16 protein-coding genes, 1 rRNA gene and 1 riboswitch are annotated in these 18,332 nt (G+C 38.0%); of the genes, 2 read left to right on the top strand and 15 right to left on the bottom strand.

The genetic code is table 11. The features are described 5' to 3' along the window. Positions 1-16: 16 nt before the first annotated feature. Both gcvPA and C564_RS0119395 read right to left on the bottom strand, forming a co-directional pair. Positions 17-1,405 (bottom strand): aminomethyl-transferring glycine dehydrogenase subunit GcvPA, encoded by a 1,389-nt coding sequence (gene gcvPA, locus C564_RS0119400; RefSeq protein WP_018766474.1) that lies wholly within the window; start codon positions 1,403-1,405, stop codon positions 17-19. A gap of 30 nt (positions 1,406-1,435) precedes the next feature. After that, positions 1,436-2,212, bottom strand: coding sequence for an SDR family NAD(P)-dependent oxidoreductase (locus C564_RS0119395; RefSeq protein ID WP_018766473.1), 777 nt, complete (start codon positions 2,210-2,212; stop codon positions 1,436-1,438). A 188-nt stretch (positions 2,213-2,400) separates the two neighbouring features. On the opposite strand from C564_RS0119395, the gene C564_RS0119390 reads away from it, so the two are divergent. Continuing rightward, complete coding sequence (locus C564_RS0119390; protein WP_018766472.1) at positions 2,401-3,807, top strand: sigma-54 interaction domain-containing protein; 1,407 nt, start codon at positions 2,401-2,403, stop codon at positions 3,805-3,807. A 121-nt stretch (positions 3,808-3,928) separates the two neighbouring features. Here the strand turns inward: C564_RS0119390 and purD are convergent, their stop codons facing one another. From purD to purE, 12 genes are all read right to left on the bottom strand, one after another. Next, on the bottom strand, positions 3,929-5,194 hold the full coding sequence (gene purD, locus C564_RS0119385; protein WP_018766471.1) for a phosphoribosylamine--glycine ligase: 1,266 nt from the start codon (positions 5,192-5,194) through the stop codon (positions 3,929-3,931). 434 nt (positions 5,195-5,628) lie between these two features. After that, on the bottom strand, positions 5,629-7,164 hold the full coding sequence (purH, locus tag C564_RS0119380) for a bifunctional phosphoribosylaminoimidazolecarboxamide formyltransferase/IMP cyclohydrolase (protein WP_018766470.1): 1,536 nt from the start codon (positions 7,162-7,164) through the stop codon (positions 5,629-5,631). 24 nt (positions 7,165-7,188) lie between these two features. Next, a complete protein-coding gene (gene purN / locus C564_RS0119375; RefSeq protein WP_018766469.1) occupies positions 7,189-7,776 on the bottom strand; it encodes a phosphoribosylglycinamide formyltransferase in 588 nt (195 codons plus the stop codon). Beyond that, positions 7,773-8,813: a phosphoribosylformylglycinamidine cyclo-ligase gene (purM, locus tag C564_RS0119370; RefSeq protein WP_003205715.1), complete on the bottom strand. Its 1,041-nt coding sequence runs from the start codon at positions 8,811-8,813 to the stop codon at positions 7,773-7,775. The genes purN and purM overlap by 4 nt, the downstream gene beginning before the upstream one ends. Positions 8,814-8,929: 116 nt before the next feature. After that, positions 8,930-10,345, bottom strand: coding sequence for an amidophosphoribosyltransferase (gene purF / locus C564_RS0119365; protein WP_018766468.1), 1,416 nt, complete (start codon positions 10,343-10,345; stop codon positions 8,930-8,932). Further along, positions 10,330-12,549, bottom strand: coding sequence for a phosphoribosylformylglycinamidine synthase II (gene purL, locus C564_RS0119360; RefSeq protein WP_018766467.1), 2,220 nt, complete (start codon positions 12,547-12,549; stop codon positions 10,330-10,332). Before purL ends, purF begins: the two co-directional genes overlap by 16 nt. Then, positions 12,533-13,216 (bottom strand): phosphoribosylformylglycinamidine synthase subunit PurQ, encoded by a 684-nt coding sequence (purQ, locus tag C564_RS0119355; RefSeq protein WP_018766466.1) that lies wholly within the window; start codon positions 13,214-13,216, stop codon positions 12,533-12,535. Before purQ ends, purL begins: the two co-directional genes overlap by 17 nt. Beyond that, a complete protein-coding gene (purS, locus tag C564_RS0119350) occupies positions 13,213-13,467 on the bottom strand; it encodes a phosphoribosylformylglycinamidine synthase subunit PurS (protein WP_018766465.1) in 255 nt (84 codons plus the stop codon). Before purS ends, purQ begins: the two co-directional genes overlap by 4 nt. Next, positions 13,460-14,179, bottom strand: coding sequence for a phosphoribosylaminoimidazolesuccinocarboxamide synthase (gene purC, locus C564_RS0119345; RefSeq protein ID WP_003194587.1), 720 nt, complete (start codon positions 14,177-14,179; stop codon positions 13,460-13,462). Before purC ends, purS begins: the two co-directional genes overlap by 8 nt. Before the next feature lie 89 nt (positions 14,180-14,268). Next, entirely contained in the window at positions 14,269-15,570 is a 1,302-nt protein-coding gene (purB, locus tag C564_RS0119340; protein ID WP_018766464.1) for an adenylosuccinate lyase, read from the bottom strand. Further along, on the bottom strand, positions 15,567-16,718 hold the full coding sequence (gene purK, locus C564_RS0119335) for a 5-(carboxyamino)imidazole ribonucleotide synthase (RefSeq protein WP_018766463.1): 1,152 nt from the start codon (positions 16,716-16,718) through the stop codon (positions 15,567-15,569). The genes purB and purK overlap by 4 nt, the downstream gene beginning before the upstream one ends. Beyond that, a complete protein-coding gene (purE, locus tag C564_RS0119330) occupies positions 16,715-17,200 on the bottom strand; it encodes a 5-(carboxyamino)imidazole ribonucleotide mutase (RefSeq protein ID WP_006093209.1) in 486 nt (161 codons plus the stop codon). Before purE ends, purK begins: the two co-directional genes overlap by 4 nt. A gap of 110 nt (positions 17,201-17,310) precedes the next feature. Then, a riboswitch (purine riboswitch) is annotated at positions 17,311-17,412 on the bottom strand. Positions 17,413-17,806: 394 nt separating this feature from the next. On the opposite strand from purE, the gene C564_RS0119325 reads away from it, so the two are divergent. Next, positions 17,807-18,085 carry a hypothetical protein gene (locus C564_RS0119325; RefSeq protein ID WP_018766462.1) on the top strand — a complete coding sequence of 93 codons (279 nt, stop codon included), beginning with the start codon at positions 17,807-17,809 and terminating at the stop codon, positions 18,083-18,085. A gap of 43 nt (positions 18,086-18,128) precedes the next feature. On the opposite strand, the gene rrf is transcribed toward C564_RS0119325, so the two are convergent. Then, positions 18,129-18,244, bottom strand: a 5S ribosomal RNA gene (gene rrf, locus C564_RS0119320). Between the last annotated feature and the right edge of the window lie 88 nt (positions 18,245-18,332).

Below are 18,332 nucleotides of genomic sequence, written 5' to 3'. Positions count from 1 at the left end.
TTTCTGTTCATTTATTTTAATTCGTCACAATTTCTTGAAGGGCGGCAATTAACTGATCCAAATCTTCCTTCGTATGGACTTCTGTAACGCAATATAAAGCGCATTGACCAAATATAGGAAACTCTTTCGAAATATCCTTCCCTCCAAATATCTGCTTTTCTAATAATTTCTTATTTATGGTTTCGACTGATAAACCGGTCCCATTAAAATCGACAAGAAACTCTTTAAAAAATGGAGAACTTAATCTTGAACCTCTCACCCCAGGGATTTTGTTCAGTTGTTTTACTGCATATTGACTATTTTGCATAATAGTTTGACCTAATTCATACATGCCATTCGGTCCAAGTAACGATAAATAAACCCCAGCTGTAATTCCCCATAACGCAGTTTGTGTACCAACTGATTCTTTTCCTTTTTCACGAAGGGCAAAAGATGTCCGATCATAAGCCACATCGCCAAAGCCATACTCCCCTTCTTTTACTGTTGGCACAATTCCAAATAGACGTGAAGGATATTCATTAATAAACTTTTCTTCATCCCTTGTAGCAATGAATCCCGCTTGCCCTCCGCTATAGTTCATATGCATACCAAGCGGCTGCAAATCACCACAAACAATATCCGCTTGATAGTGACTTGGCGGCGCCAACACTCCAAGTGAAATTGGATCAACACCAACTACTACTAGTGCATCATTCTGCTTCGCAATTTCCGCAATTTCCATACCTTGTGATTCAATAAACCCTAAATAGGAAGGATTTTCAAAATAAATGGCTGCCACATTAGAAGAAATCTTATTCTTTAAATCTTCTAAATCTAGAAGACCATTCTCAGCATCATAAATAACAAAAACAAATTCAAGATCTGGGGAGCCATAATTTTGAATAATTTTCATTCTTTCAGGTGATATGGTTTGCGCTACTAATACCTCTGTTCTTTTTGTAATACGAGTAGCCATTCGAATCGCTGTAGCTGCTGCTTGCCCCCAATCAAACGTCGGTACATTTACAACATCCATATCAACAAGTTCAGCTACTAGACTTTGATATTCAAATAACGCTTGGAATCTACCATGATCCTCGTAAGGTTCACCGGCATATGCCGTCAGAAATTCCGATCTTTGATTCACTTCATCGCAAACTGCTGGTACAAAATGCTGCCAGCAACCTGCTCCTAGAAAATTTAGATATTCACTTGTACTCGTGTTCTTACACAATATCCCTTCAATGTGGCGACGCAACTCATATTCTGTAAGCGCCTTTGGTATGTTCATTTCCTCTTTCAACTTTAGTTCATCCGGTATACAAGCGTATAATTCCATCACTGATTCAGCGCCTATTTCTTTTAACATCTCTTCCTTTACTTCAGGTACCATATTTGGAATGTAAGGATGTACCTTTTTCGTCATCTTAATACCCCCTTATTAAAATTCTTTCAATTATGCTAAACCTCCACCATCAACAACAAGTTCCGTTCCTGTCACCCAAGATGACAAATCGCTAGCTAAAAATAAAACACCTTTTGCGATATCACGAGGCGTACCAATTCTTGATAGAGGTCGATCTGTTGCTGACTCTTTCAAAAATGTTCCCTCTTCCACATTTAATTGCTTCGCCTCGTCACGTAGTAACTGTGTATCTGTATCACCAGGACATATACAATTCACTCGAATATTTTGCGGACCATGATCAATTGCCATCGCCTTCGTTAAGTTCACAACACCGGCCTTTGCAGCACAATAAGCAGCTGCTTTATCGCCTCCTTTTAGCCCCCATCCGGAACCTGTATTGATAATACTCCCACCTTGCTTTTCAGCCATAATTGGAATGATATATTTAGATAATAGGTATACACCTTTTAATGAAACATTAATAACTGAATCCCACTCCCTTTCCTCTAATTCAACAACTGTTTTTCTTCTAATAATTCCCGCATTGTTAAACAACACATCTACACTTCCATATACCTGCCTAATATGTTCGCTAACATTCTTACAATCTAATTCACTTGTTACATCGCACTTCAAAAACTCTGCTCGCTGTCCCTCATCTCGTAAACTCTGTGCAGCTTGCACACCCTTTTCTTCATCAATATCTAAAAGAATAACGGCAGCCCCTACTTCAGCAAAAATTGTTGCAGTCGCATACCCAATTCCTGATGCCGCCCCAGTTACAACCGCCACTTTATCCTTTAATTGAAAATAATCTCTTTCCATAAAAAAGCCTCCTTTATTTGCATCTACTTTTTATTAAGCAAAAATCATGCCAATGTTATTGCATAGAAAATCCTTATCATAGCAAGCAATCTTAATACGATTGTTTGACATTTTTGACAAACGTTTGACACTTTTTCATTTTTTAGAATTATCATACAATGGTTATATAATAGAAAGGAGGTTCTAAATTGTCTACAATCACAGCAATCACAAAAATTATTCATACCTTTTCCGAACTCTTACAAATAGAAATCGCCTATTTCAACCATGAAGGGCTATTAGTTTCTTCAACGGAAGAATATAAAAAGAAAAAAGGAGAACGTGTCTACCTCCCCTTTTTCCAAAAACTATACGAGCATCCCATTACCTTTGTACATAAGCCAGGACATATGAATATGTGTCATGGTTGTCACTTTCAAAAGAGCTGTCCATCAACTGCAGAAATTATACAAAACATGATTCAAAATGAACGCCACTACGGTTATCTTTCATTCGTTAGTTTTTCAAAAAATAAACAACAGAAGTTAATCGACCAGCAAAAAGAATTTATCTATTGGATGGAAAAATTAAAAGGGATTATTACTGCTATCATTCATGAAACCAATTATTCCACTCCCACAATGGGCACGAAATTAAAACAAACTGAATATATCCTTGGGAACAGCCATACATTGCAAAACATAAGAGAAATCTTAAAAAATATGAAAAGTAGTACTTCCTCTATTGTTATTACTGGAGAAACAGGGACGGGAAAAAGCTTAATGGCAAAACTTATTCATGAACAGAGCATGTTCCAAAGAGGAGATTTCATTGAAATAAATTGTGCTAGTATTCCTGAATCTTTATTCGAAAGTGAACTCTTTGGCTATGAGGAAGGTGCATTTACGGGAGCAAGGAAAAAAGGAAAACCAGGTTACTTTGAAATGGCTGATCGAGGAACACTATTTTTAGATGAAATTGCCGATCTCCCTCTCCATTTACAACCAAAACTATTGAAAGTACTGCAAGATGGTGTTGTACAAAGAATTGGTGGAACACTTCCTAAAAAAGTGAATATCCGGATTATCGCTGCATCTAATCAATCATTAGAAAAATTGATGGAATCTAAACAATTCCGTTCCGATCTTTACTACAGACTAAATGTTATTCCTATCCATTTACCACCATTAAGAGAAAGAAAAGAAGACTTAAAAAAACTAGTTCCCTTCTTAATTGAAAAATTACAAACAAGAACAGGAAAATTCATTCAAACTTATACAGATGATTTTTTAGAAAAGTTAAAGCAATATCACTGGCCTGGGAACATTCGTGAACTAGAGAACATTTTAGAATACAGTATGAATATGGAAAAGAGTAGCCAAGTAACCCAATCATCCTTACCGGGATTCCTACAACATAATATAACTCAACCACAGTCACCTTCAAAAGAATGCAGTACATTAAAAGAGGCCGAAAAAGAGAGTATTATTAAAAAGCTTCATTATTATGGATATGATTATGAAGGAAAAAAACAGGCTGCTGCTGATTTAGGAATTAGTGTTCGAACATTATACAGGAAGATGGAGAAGCTTGGGATTTCAGGATCAACTAGATAATATACTACTTTAATTATTAGGACTTGCTTTCTGCATACAAAATAAAGCAAACCACTTTTTATGTTTTGATCGAAAGTAAATACTAAACAAAAAAAGAAGCTAACATAAAACATGTTAGCTTCTAGCAATCTACCTTTGCAATTGCGCGGTATCCTATATCATTTCGATAAAATAACCCATCACTCTTAATTTTCGCGATTTCTTTATATACTTTATCTTTCGCTTCTTGTAAGTCTTTTGCTTTACAAGCAACAAATAGTACACGACCACCGTTTGTTACGAAATCTCCACGCTTCATAGCTGTACCTGCATGAAAAACAATTGCATCTTCTAATGTATCTAATCCGCGAATAATAGCGCCTTTTTCATATACTTCCGGATATCCTTTTGAAGCAAGTACTACACCAATAACCGCTTCTTCGGACCATTTAAGCACTAATTTTTCTCCATCTAAAACGCTATTACATACATCAACTAAATCATTGTCTAAACGAGGCAGTACAACCTCTGTTTCCGGATCTCCAAAACGAGCATTAAACTCAATTACTTTTGGGCCTTCGTTTGTTAAAATAAGACCTGCATATAAAATACCTGTAAATGAACGACCTTCTTTGATCATCGCCTGAGCGGTTGGATGTAAAACCGTTTCAATCGCTACTTCAACCGCTGATTCTGGAATTTGTGGTACTGGAGAATATGCACCCATTCCTCCTGTATTCGGTCCTTTATCACCATCAAAAGCGCGTTTATGATCTTGTGCAATTACCATTGGATAAACAGTTGTTCCATTTACGAATGCCATTAAAGAGAATTCCTGTCCATCTAAAAACTCTTCAATAACAACCTTTTTACTTGCTTCACCAAATTTCACATCTTGCAGCATTTCTTTTACAGCTTGTAATGCCTCTTCTAACGTCATTGCCACTGTTACACCTTTACCAGCTGCTAAACCGTCCGCTTTAATAACAATTGGTGCACCAATTTTTTGAATATACGCTACTGCTTCCTCATAGTTCGTGAACGTTTCATATGCTGCTGTTGGAATATCGTACTTTTTCATCAATTCTTTTGTAAAAGCTTTACTGCCCTCAATCACAGCCGCTGCTTTATTCGGACCAAAAACACGAAGTCCTTCTGCCTCAAAACGATCGACAATCCCATTCATAAGCGGAATTTCGGGACCGACGAATGTTAAACCTATATTGTTCTCTTTCCCAAACAGAACAAGTGCATCAAAATCATTTTCATCAATAGCAACTGGCGTTGCCACGTCTCTCATACCTTCATTTCCTGGTGCTACATATACCTTTTCCACTTGCTCAGACTGTGCAAACTTCCAAGCTAAAGCATGCTCACGTCCACCGCGGCCAATTACTAAAACATTCATATGTCATCCTCCAATATTCAAATAAGTACAAACCAGGAGCAATGCCCCTAGTTTGTTTCTATTCGTTCATGTTCAAAAAGAAGGTTATCTTGGCCGGACTTTTTGAACTTCTTCTAACAATATAAGTTTAAAAAGGAGGATCAAGAGAACCGAGCAGTTCGAGGCGCAGCTGCCAGGAGGACACAGAGTGTAGCTTATACTACATGAGTACCGGACTGGCAATACAACCAAGAAATGCGGCAGCTATCTTAACCGGACTTTTTAAACTTCCCCTATTAATCCAGGTTTAAAAAGGAGGATCAAGAGAACCGAGCAGTTCGAGGCGCAGCTGCCAGGAGGACACGGAGTGTAGCTTATACTACATGAGTACCGGACTGGCAATGCAACGAAGAAATGCGAAGGTTATCTTGACCGGACTTTTTAAACTTCCCCTATTAATGTTTGAAATGACGTACGCCAGTGAACACCATAGTAATGCCAAACTCATCAGCTTTTTTAATAGAATCTTCATCACGAATCGATCCGCCTGGTTGAATGATTGCTGTAATCCCTGCTTTGGCAGCCTCTTCTACTGTATCTGGCATTGGGAAAAATGCATCAGATGCAAGCGCACTACCTTGTGCTTTATCAGCAGCTTGTGTAATAGCAATTTTCGCTGAGCCAACGCGGTTCATTTGTCCAGCTCCAACTCCAATTGTCATATTATCTTTTGTTAAAACAATTGCATTTGATTTTACGTGTTTGACAACTTTCCAAGCTAGTTTTAAATCGACCCATTCTTGCTCTGTTGGTTCACGTTTTGTTGGAACTGTAATTGCATCTTCATCTAGCGCTAGCGTATCTTCTTCTTGAACAAGAAGGCCACCTTGTACAGAAGTTAATTTTTTACTTGCATTTACTGCTTTTTCAATATTTACAGTTAAAAGACGTAAGTTTTTCTTACTTTGCAACACTTCTAATGCTTCCTCTGAGAAGGAAGGTGCAATAATAATTTCTAAGAAAATTTCATGTAATTTTTCTGCTGTAGCTTTATCAATTTCACGATTCGCTGCAATAATGCCGCCAAAGATTGATACTGGATCTGCTTCGTAAGCACGTGTATATGCTTCATGAATATCAGTACCAACACCAACTCCGCATGGATTCATATGTTTTACTGCTACCACTGCTGGTTCTGTAAATTCTTTCACGATGCTAAGCGCTGCATCTGCGTCATTGATATTGTTGTAAGATAGCTCTTTTCCATGTAACTGCTCTGCATATGCAACAGAAGAAGTTGCTGCAAATGGTGCTTTATAGAATGTTGCTTTTTGATGTGGGTTTTCTCCGTAACGTAAATCTTGGTTTTTCTCGAATGTTACCGTTAATGTTTCTGGACTTTCTTCTCCCATTTGTTCAGTTAAATAGTTTGAAATTAATGCATCATATGCCGCTGTATGGCGGAATACTTTTGCTGCTAATTTACGTTTTGTTTCGTCTATAACTTCACCGTTTTCTTTTAACTCAGCTAGTACAACATCATAATCTGTTGGATCAACGATTACTGATACAAATTTATGATTTTTCGCAGCTGAACGAATCATTGTTGGACCACCGATATCAATATTTTCAATTGCATCAGCAAATGTCACATCAGGTTTAGCAACTGTTTCTTTAAATGGGTATAAGTTTACAACAACAAAGTCGATTGGCTGAATGCCTAATTCATTCATCTGCGCCACATGCGTTTCATTATCACGTACTGCAAGTAAACCACCATGGATGTTTGGATGTAATGTTTTCACACGTCCATCCATAATTTCTGGGAAACCTGTTACTTCAGAAATCCCGATGACTTGTAAGCCGTTTTCTTCTAATAATCTTTTCGTTCCGCCTGTTGAAATAACTTCAATCCCTTGTTCAAGTAATCCTTTAACAAATTCTACAACGCCTGTTTTATTCGAAACACTTACTAATGCACGCTTTTTCATTTATCCTTCACCCCTAGTTGAATGTTATTTAACAGTTGGCTCTTCTATAAATTGAACGATTTCGTTCACCATATCTACGTACAATCTATGTTCAACTTGCTGAATTTTCTTTTGTAAACTCTCTCTCGTATCCGTTTCAGAAACTGTTACTGCTTCTTGTGCGATAATTGGCCCTGTATCCATCCCTGCATCTACATAATGAATTGTCACACCAGTTACTTTCACACCCGCTTCTAATGCTTGACCAACAGCATCTTTCCCTGGAAAACTCGGTAATAATGATGGATGAATGTTAATGATTTTCCCACCATAGGCTTCTAATAATGTTGACCCGATAAGACGCATATATCCTGCCAAAATAACACAATCAATCTCGTATTCTCGCAGTTTTTTTAATATCTCATTTTCAAATGCTTCTTTTGATTCATATTCTTTCGCTGAAAAAGCAAAGCATGGAACATGATGATAATGCGCTCGTCCGATAACACGTGCCTCAGGTTGATCACATACTAGCAAACTAATTTCAGCATGTAATCTTTTTTCTTCCACTGCATTAATTAGTGCTTGGAAGTTAGAGCCGCTTCCAGAGGCAAAGACTGCCAATCTACTCATAGTTCTGCGCCTCCATTAAAAGTAACACCTGATCCTTTTACAGTACGTCCAATAATATGTGCTTTTTCTCCTTGTTCTGCAAGAAGTTGAACAACAGCTTTTGCATCTTCTTCTTTTACTGCAACTACCATACCAATACCCATGTTAAAAATATTGAACATTTCTTTTTCTTCTAATTTTCCAACCTCTTGAAGCAAGCTAAAAATCGGTTGAATTTGCCAAGAACCTAGTTCAATTTCTGCACCGATTCCTTCCGGCAACATACGTGGAATATTTTCAATAAAGCCGCCACCTGTAATATGTGCCATGCCATACACTTCATACTTTTTCAATAGTTCTAAAATAGGTTTGACATAAATTTTCGTTGGTTTTAATAGTTCTTCACCAAGAGGTAGTTCTAAGCGACCCTGTATACGGTCTAAAGATAGCTGTCCGTCTTCCAATAACACTTTTCGTACTAAAGAATACCCGTTACTATGAATACCACTAGATGCTAAACCAATTAATACATGACCAGCTTCAATAGACTGACCTGTTACAATTTTCTTTTTATCAACAATTCCAACAGTAAAACCAGCTAAGTCATACTCTTCAGTGGAATACATACCTGGCATCTCAGCTGTCTCTCCACCAATTAATGCACAACCCGCTTGGCGACAACCTTCTGATATACCTTTGACGATGTTTTCAATTTTACTAGGTTCTGCTTTACCGCAAGCAATGTAATCAAGGAAGAAAAGCGGTTCTGCCCCTTGGACAACAATATCATTTACACACATCGCTACTGCATCAATACCAATTGTGTCATGTTTATCCATCATAAAAGCGAGCATTAATTTTGTACCCACGCCGTCTGTTCCAGATACTAATACAGGTTCTTCTAATGCAAATTTTGATAGATCAAACATACCTCCAAAACCGCCAAGACCGCCTAGTACTTCTTTTCTCATTGTTGTTTGTACGTGTTTTTTCATGCGAGATACCGCTTCATATCCAGCTTCAATATCTACTCCTGCTTGCTTATATGCATTCGCCATCGTTTTTTACACCTCGTCTTTTAATTTCTCCCACCCAAGCGGGCACTCTCTTTATAGAGTATGTTTTAGGAAAAAGCTAGCTTCTACTTAAAATGAAGTAGAAGCTTCTCGCCTTTTTATTTCATACTTTCTAAAAGCTCTTGCTCATAATCATAAAGAGCTGTTGGATAATCTCCATTAAAGTAAGCCATACATAAGCCGCCGTATTTCCCTTCATATGGACGTCCAATTGCATCTACTAAGCCATCTTCACTTAAAAATGTTAAAGAATCTGCACCGATGATTTGACGTATTTCTTCTACAGAGTTATTTGCTGCAATTAATTCTTTTCTCGTTTGAATATCAATTCCATAGAAACATGGATACTTAAGTGGCGGAGAAGCAATTCTCACATGTACTTCTGTCGCTCCTGCCTCACGAAGCATGCGCACAATACGTTTACTTGTTGTTCCTCGTACAATGGAATCGTCAATCATTACAACACGCTTTCCTTCAACCACGCCTCGTACTGCTGAAAGCTTCATTTTTACCCCTTGCTCACGCAATTCTTGAGAAGGTTGGATAAAGGTACGACCAACGTAACGATTTTTAATTAATCCTAATTCGTATGGAATTCCTGTTGCTTCTGCATAACCGATCGCTGCCGAAATACTAGAGTCTGGAACACCTGTTACAACATCTGCTTCAATTGGAGCTTCCATCGCTAAACGCTTCCCCATATTTTTACGTGCTGCATGAACGTTAATGCCAGCAATATTAGAATCTGGACGAGCAAAGTAAATGTATTCCATACTACAAATTGCATGATCTACTTCGTTTGTAAAACGATCTACTTGAATACCCTCGTCATTAATGATAAGTAGTTCTCCAGGTTCTACATCACGAATGTATGTTGCACCAACTACATCAAAAGCACATGTTTCAGATGCTACGACATACGCATCCCCCATTTTCCCAATTGAAAGTGGTCGGAATCCATTCGGATCTAGTGCAACAATCATTTCGTTTCCTGTTAGTAAAAGATACGCAAATGCGCCTTTTACTTTGTTCAAAGCATCTTTTACGCTCTCGATTAGTGAACCTTTTGTATTGCGTTTAATTAAATGAAGCAGTACTTCTGTATCTGAACTTGTTTGAAAAATACTTCCTTCTGCCTCTAATTCACGGCGAAGCATTTTTGCGTTAATTAAATTTCCGTTGTGAGCTAACGCCATACTATGATCAGAGAAACGGAATAGTAATGGTTGCACATTTGCTACTTCACTTCCGCCTGCTGTCGCATAGCGCACGTGTCCAATTGCTGATTTTCCATTTAAGCCTTCTAGCTCACCTCTTGAAAACACTTCTGATACTAAACCTAACCCCTTATGGCCAACAATTTTCTCCCCGTTATTGACAACAATGCCCGCGCCTTCTTGCCCACGGTGCTGCAAACTATGCAATCCGTAGTACGTAACTTGTGCTGCATTTTCATGCCCCCAAATTCCGAAAACGCCACATTCTTCATTTAACCCCTTTATTTCAGCAAGCATGGGATTGCCCCTTTCCAAGCCTTTCTCATTTCATCAACATTTGCTATAAGTAATACTTCATTTTCTTCATTATGAATTGTTACTTCATTTGTATTTGTGACTTCTCCAACTTGAATTGCTTCTACTGATTTCTCAAACGCTTCTTGTTGTTCACGTTTTACTGTTACGACAAAGCGTGATTGTGATTCCGAGAATAATGCCGCTGTTGCTTCCCCATCTAATTTCACAGTAGCACCTAAGTGTTTCGCACCAATTGCACTTTCAGCAATCGCAACTGCTAATCCTCCTTCTGCAACGTCATGTGCAGATTGAACAAGTCCCGCTTGAATAGCTTCTAGTAATTGTTTTTGGCGTTTTAATTCTACTTCTAAATCGATGCTTGGTGATTGACCAAAGATTTTACCGTATACCATCTTTTGCAATTCACTTCCACCAAACTCAGCTTTCGTTTCACCAATTACATAAATAAGATCGCCAGCTTGCTTAAACTCTTGTGTTGTTACATGTTTTAAGTCATGAACAAGACCTACCATACCAACAGTCGGTGTTGGATATACAGCTTCACCGCTACGTTCATTGTACATTGATACGTTTCCGCCGATAACTGGAGTTTGTAATGTGCGACAAGCTTCACTCATACCATCTACTGACTTCTCAATTTGCCAGAAAATCTCTGGTTTTTCTGGGTTACCAAAGTTCAAGCAATCTGTAATTGCAAGTGGTTCCCCACCAGAACATACGATATTACGTGCAGCTTCTGCTACTGCAATTTTACCGCCCATTTCAGGATCTAAGTAAATGTAGCGAGAGTTACAGTCTGTTGTCATTGCTAATGCTTTCTCTGTACCACGTACACGTACAACTGCCGCGTCTGATCCTGGTGTAACAACTGTGCTTGTGCGCACTTGATAATCGTACTGATCATATACCCACTCTTTACTTGCAATCGTTGGTTGTTGTAATAGAGCTAGTAATGTCTCTTTATAGTTATCTACTTTTGGTGTTTCCATCTTCATTTCTTGGAACTCTTTAAAGTACGCTGCTTCTTTTGAAGGCTTATGATAAATTGGTGCTTCTTCTGCTAATGCATCTGCTGGAACTTCCGCTACCATTTCACCTTTATGGAATAATCGAAGCATTTTATCTTCAGTTACTTTCCCCATCGTAACTGCCGCAAGTCCGTACTTTTCAAATAAATCTACAATTTCTTGTTCTCTACCTTTTTTCACCACAATCAACATACGCTCTTGTGATTCAGATAACATCATTTCATATGGTGTCATACCAGTTTCACGTTGTGGTACATCGTCTAAGTACATTTCAATACCCATTCCTGCTTTACTTGCCATTTCTGCAGAAGATGATGTTAAACCGGCAGCTCCCATATCTTGAATTCCGACAAGAGCATCAGATTGGATCAGCTCTAGGCATGCTTCAATAAGAAGTTTCTCCATAAATGGATCGCCTACTTGTACTGCTGGACGTTTTGCTTCTGAACTCTCAGATAGTTCTTCCGATGCGAAAGTTGCACCGTGAATACCGTCGCGTCCTGTTGAAGCACCTACGTACATAACCGTATTACCAGCACCGTGTGCTTGCCCTTTTTTAATATCTTCATGATTAATTAAACCAACGCACATTGCATTTACAAGCGGGTTGCCTTCATAACATGGATCAAACTGTACTTCTCCGCCCACAGTTGGAATACCGATGCAGTTACCGTATCCTGCAATCCCTGCAACTACTTCTTCAAATAAATATTTTACGCGTGGTGATTGTAGTTCACCGAAGCGAAGTGAGTTTAATAATGCTACTGGACGTGCTCCCATAGAGAATACATCGCGAATAATACCACCAACACCCGTTGCCGCGCCTTGATATGGCTCAATTGCTGAAGGGTGATTATGACTTTCCATTTTAAATACAACCGCTTGGTTATCACCGATATCTACAATCCCTGCACCTTCTCCAGGTCCTTGTAGTACACGCTCTCCTGTTGTTGGAAACTTACGAAGAACTGGTTTTGAGTTTTTATAACTACAGTGCTCTGACCACATAACAGAGAAAAGACCTGTTTCTGTGTAGTTCGGCAAACGACCTAAAATCTTTTCAACCATGGCAAACTCTTCGTCTGTTAGCCCCATTTCCGCATATATACGTTCTTCTTTAATTTGTGTTGGATTTGGTTCAAGCATTAACGACATATGTTTCCCTCCAATGTTTCAAAATAGATTGAAAGACTTTTAAACCTTCAGCGCCGCCAAGCAATTCACTCACAGCACGCTCTGGATGTGGCATCATGCCAAGTACATTTCCTTTTTCATTTACAATACCTGCAATATCTGAAACGCTTCCGTTTGGATTGTCTACATAACGGAATGCAATTTGGTTCTTTTCTTCTAATTCTTTAAGAGTTGCTTCATCGCAGTAGTAATTTCCTTCGCCATGTGCGATTGGAATATCGATTACTTCACCCTGTTTATATTGCGACGTAAACATTGTTTCATTATTTTCCACACGTAACTGAACTGTACGACACATAAACTTCAAGTTTTCATTTCGCATTAATGCACCTGGTAGTAATCCTGATTCAACTAAAATTTGGAATCCATTACATACACCTAAAATCGGCTTTCCTTGCTCAGCAGCTTTTTGCACTGCCTTCATTGCATTTGCAAAGCGAGAAATGGCACCGCAGCGAAGATAATCACCGTAAGAGAATCCACCTGGTAAAAGAATTGCATCATACTCATCTAAATTCTCTGCATCATGCCAAACGTAGTCTACCTCTTCACCAAGCTCATCCTTAATTGCATGAAACATATCAACATCACAGTTCGAACCTGGAAAAACGATTACGGCAAATTTCACTGTGCGACAACCTCCTCAACTTCGTAACGGAAATCTTCCATTACAACGTTCGCTAATAGTTTTTCACACATTTCTTTTACCTTGCTATCCAGATCAGTTACTGATTTATCGATTATTAGCTCCATATATTTACCAATGCGGACCTCTTGTACTTCTGTAAAGGAAAGACTGTGAAGAGCACCTTTTACTGCTGTTCCTTGTGGATCTAATACGCTCTCTCTTAATGTTACATATACCTTAACTTTATACATGTGAAGCTCCCCCTAAACGTTTTAAAATTTCTTCATATGCCTCTGTTAAATTGCCTAAATCACGGCGGAATACATCTTTATCAAATTTCTCATTGCTCTCTTCATCCCATAAACGGCAAGTATCTGGTGAAATTTCATCTGCTAATACGATTTCGCCTTCTTCTGTTACACCAAACTCTAATTTAAAATCTACTAATCTTACACGACAGCTTGCGAAGTGCTCAATCAATACTTGATTGATTTGTAGAGCTTTTTCTCTTAATGTACTTACTTGCTCTGGCGTTGCAACGTTTAATACGCGAATATGATCTTCTGTTACAAGCGGATCTCCTAAATCATCATCTTTGTAGTAAAATTCTACGATTGGTGCTGCAAGTACAGTTCCTTCTTCCATTCCTAATCGTTTTGAAAGACTTCCTGCAATTACGTTTCTTGTGACAACCTCTAATGGAATAATACTTACTTTTTTCACAAGTTGTTCTGTATCTGACAGCTTCTCAACAAAATGTGTTTTAATTCCCACTTCTTGTAACTTTCTGAATAAAAGAGTTGTAATCTCATTGTTCAGACGACCTTTTCCTGTAATTGTCGCTTTTTTCTCCCCATTGAAAGCAGTAGCACTATCTTTGTACTCTACCCAAACCATATCTGCTGCTTCTGTACGATAAATTCTTTTTGCCTTACCTTCATACAGCAATTCTAGCTTTTGCATTTCGCAAGCCCCCCGTAGTTTGAAAAATATGAATAATTTTTTTATAAAGAATGGCACAGAATGACTCTATTCTGTGCCATATAAAATTATCAGTTTAATCCAAGACGTTCAAAGATTGTATCAACGTGTTGTAAGTGATGCTCGTAGTTAAAGCATTCGTTGATTTCTTCTTGTGTTAATTTGCTTGTAATACGCTCATCTGCTTCTACAAGCTCCTTAAATTGTACTTGTGTCTCCCAAGCTTCCATCGCTTTAGGCTGTACGATATCGTAAGCTTCTTCACGTACCATACCTTTGTCGATTAGCGTAAGCATTACGCGTTGAGAGTAAATTAAACCGTATGTTCTTTGCATATTGCGCTTCATGTTCTCTGGGAATACCGTTAAGTTTTTCACGATATTACCAAAGCGATTTAACATGTAGTTTAATGCGATTGTTGCATCTGGTAAGATAATACGTTCTGCAGAAGAATGTGAAATATCACGTTCATGCCATAATGGAACATTCTCGTAAGATGTCATCATATAACCACGGATAACACGAGCTAAACCAGTCATATTTTCAGAACCGATTGGATTTCGTTTATGTGGCATTGCAGAAGAACCTTTTTGTCCTTTCGCAAATGACTCTTCCACTTCACGTGTTTCACTCTTTTGTAAACCACGAATTTCGACTGCCATTTTCTCAATAGATGTTGCGATTAATGCAAGTATTGACATGTAATGTGCATGACGATCACGTTGCAATGTTTGTGTTGAAATCGGAGCTGCTTCTAACCCTAAGTTTTCACAAACATATTTTTCTACGAATGGATTAATGTTCGCGTATGTACCAACTGCACCAGACAATTTACCAACGCGAACTGTATCAGCTGCTTGTTTGAAACGTTCTAAGTTACGTTTCATTTCTTCATACCAAAGACCAAGTTTTAAACCAAATGTTGTTGGTTCTGCATGAACACCGTGTGTTCTTCCCATCATAATTGTGTACTTATGCTCTTTTGCTTTGTTAGCTAAAATAGTAATGAAATTTTCTAAATCGTTTAGTAGAATTTCATTTGCTTGTTTTAAGATATAAGATAAAGCTGTATCTACTACGTCTGTAGATGTTAAACCGTAATGTACCCATTTGCGTTCTTCACCTAATGCTGGTGTTTCTGATACAGCACGAGTGAAAGCAACTACATCATGACGTGTTTCTTTTTCAATCTCATAAATACGCTCCATATCGAATGATGCATGTTCACGAATTTTTTTCACATCTTCTTTTGGGATATCACCAAGTTCGGCCCATGCTTCACATGCTAAAATCTCAACTTCTAACCACGCTTTAAATTTGTTCTCTTCCGTCCAAATCGCACCCATTTCAGGGCGTGTATAACGACTAATCATCTTTTTCCCTCCAAAAGTTGTTCTTGATGGTCCCAAATATGCAATTCTTGCGCTTTGTCTAAAGCATCTTCAACATTTTCATTTAAAATATTTACATGCCCCATTTTACGCTGCAGCTTTGCTTCTTCTTTTCCATACAAGTGTAAATAGCACCCGGTTAATCTATTCACTTGCTTTAGGACCCCTTCTATATGTTCGCCTAAAATGTTTACCATGACAACTGGTTTTAACAAATTTGTTTCTCCTAGAGGTAAATTACAGATTGCTCGAATATGTTGCCCAAATTGACTCGTTTCGCATGCATCAATTGTATAATGTCCTGAATTGTGAGGTCTTGGTGCTAATTCATTAATATAAATCTCACCATCTGCCGTAGCAAACATCTCTACCGCTAGTGTTCCCACAAGCTGCAGTTCATCCGCTAGTACCTGTGCATATTCAATTCCTTTTTGTGAAAGCTCTTCTGAAATACGAGCTGGTACGATGGATTCATGTAAGATGTTATTAACGTGAATATTTTCAGCTACTGGAAATACCTTCGTTTCACCACTTACGCTACGAGTTACAATAACTGATATTTCTTTTTCAAATGGCACCCATTTTTCAAGAATACATTCAGCTTGACTGGCAAGCTCCCTTGCTCTTACAACATCCGTCTCACTTCTTAAAACAACTTGCCCTTTTCCGTCATATCCTCCTGTTGTTGTTTTTAACACACAAGGAAAGGAAAGTTCCGTAATTGCTTCTAAAAGTTCATCTTGTTTCTTCACAAGTCTATATGGTGCTACTGGTAAACCAGCCTTTACGATTGCATTCTTTTCTGTAAAACGATTTTGCGTTTTGTTTAATAACTGACTGCCTTGTGGTAAATACGCATGTTTTTCAAGCCATTGTAAACATCTATAATCAATATTCTCAAATTCATATGTGACAACATCGCTTATTTCCGCTAAATGCTGAATCGCTTTCAAATCATCATAAGATGCAACAATTTCAATATCAGCAACTTGTGCACATGGTGAATGTTTTGCCGGATCTAGTACAGCAATTTTATAGCCCATTTCCTTCGCTGCTAGCGCCATCATTCTTCCAAGCTGGCCACCGCCAATAATGCCAATTGTTTTTCCCGGTAAAATGATTCTTGTCATACCAACTCACTACCTTCACGCACATTTTTCTCAATTGCTTCTCGTCTCAGTTCTAATGCATCATGTATGTCATCATGAAATGATCCAAGTATTTGTGCAGCAAGTAGTCCTGCGTTTGTTGAACCAGCCTTACCAATCGCAACAGTCGCAACTGGAACTCCTCCTGGCATTTGAACGATAGACAGTAAAGAATCTAAACCATTTAACGCTTTTGATTGAACAGGAACACCGATTACAGGAAGATTTGTCTTCGCTGCAACCATCCCTGGTAAATGAGCGGCTCCTCCAGCTCCAGCAATAATAACTTTTAACCCACGTTCACGAGCTGTTTCTGCATATTCAAACATATAATCTGGAGTCCGATGAGCGGATACAACTTTCTTCTCATACGGAATGTGTAATTCATCTAAAATGTCACAAGCATATTTCATTGTTTCCCAGTCTGACGTGCTTCCCATTATGATTCCAACTAGTGATTTCATATTAGAATCCCCCCGATTCAAATAAAAAAAGCCTGAAATAGAACAGTTTCTCTTTTACTATGAGAGAAAGCGCTCTACTCAGGCATACGTATCCCTTGTGAATAGAAAAATACCGAGTGACTTTCCCCCATAGTCTAACGAATAACGGTCGTTAGGTAGAGACTTGCAGGCCATATCCCCGCGATTATATGAGGTGCGATATAATATTGTTTCTATGGATATATTAACAACATTTCATAAGCCATGTCAACAAATAATCGAATGTTTTTTTATTAGTTATTGATATCGTTCGTGTTTTAGTTATATTCAAAAGAAGAAGTGAAAATATATGCAAGTGGGAAAGGGAATTAGGATAGGCGTATAAGATGCAATCATATGAAGATCTAGCCGTGTAGCGATAAAATACCTTAACCAGGATTTAATTGAATTTCATTTTCTAAATTTATCACAATAGCAGTTATTTATTTTCAAATTCATACCATGTATAACCTTAGCATAAGAAGAAGTAATCAAATTAAGGTTCAAGTAATATCATTTTTTGTATATTTAAGTGAAACTCATGATACTATTACTATAAGTTCACACTAATTTATAGGTGGATTAATTATGCAGAACCTTAATATATGGTCATATTTGTTTTTTTTCATCGCAGTAACTGGTGCAATTATTGAATCTTCCTTTATAACATCTCACTTTTTCTACTATCATTACTTCAAACCTATACTGCTTGTAGAAATAATTAGTCCCATTATCGGAACTATTCTAGGTTCGTTCGGAAAACCTGGAAAACCAAAACAAATCGCTATTATTTTAAACAGCCTCTTCTTTGTTCTTTTTTCTTTTTTAGCATTACTAAATTTATGGATTACTACATTTGGCAAATAAAAATGTATACAAAAAAACCTAAGTCGAAACGACTTAGGTTTTTGCTTGGCGACGTCCTACTCTCACAGGGACAAGGTCCCAACTACCATCGGCGCTAGAGAGCTTAACTTCCGTGTTCGGTATGGGAACGGGTGTGACCTCTCTGCCATCATCACCAAACTATTGAAGGCATATTCCTTCAAAACTAGATAACATTTGCTTCATATTATATGGTTAAGTCCTCGATCTATTAGTATTCGTCAGCTCC

Origin of the sequence: Bacillus sp. 105MF (assembly GCF_000374885.1) — a bacterium.
GTDB lineage: Bacteria > Bacillota > Bacilli > Bacillales > Bacillaceae_G > Bacillus_A > Bacillus_A pseudomycoides.
Note: the sequence above shows the minus strand (reverse complement) of the source record. Positions and strands in the feature narration are given on the sequence as shown.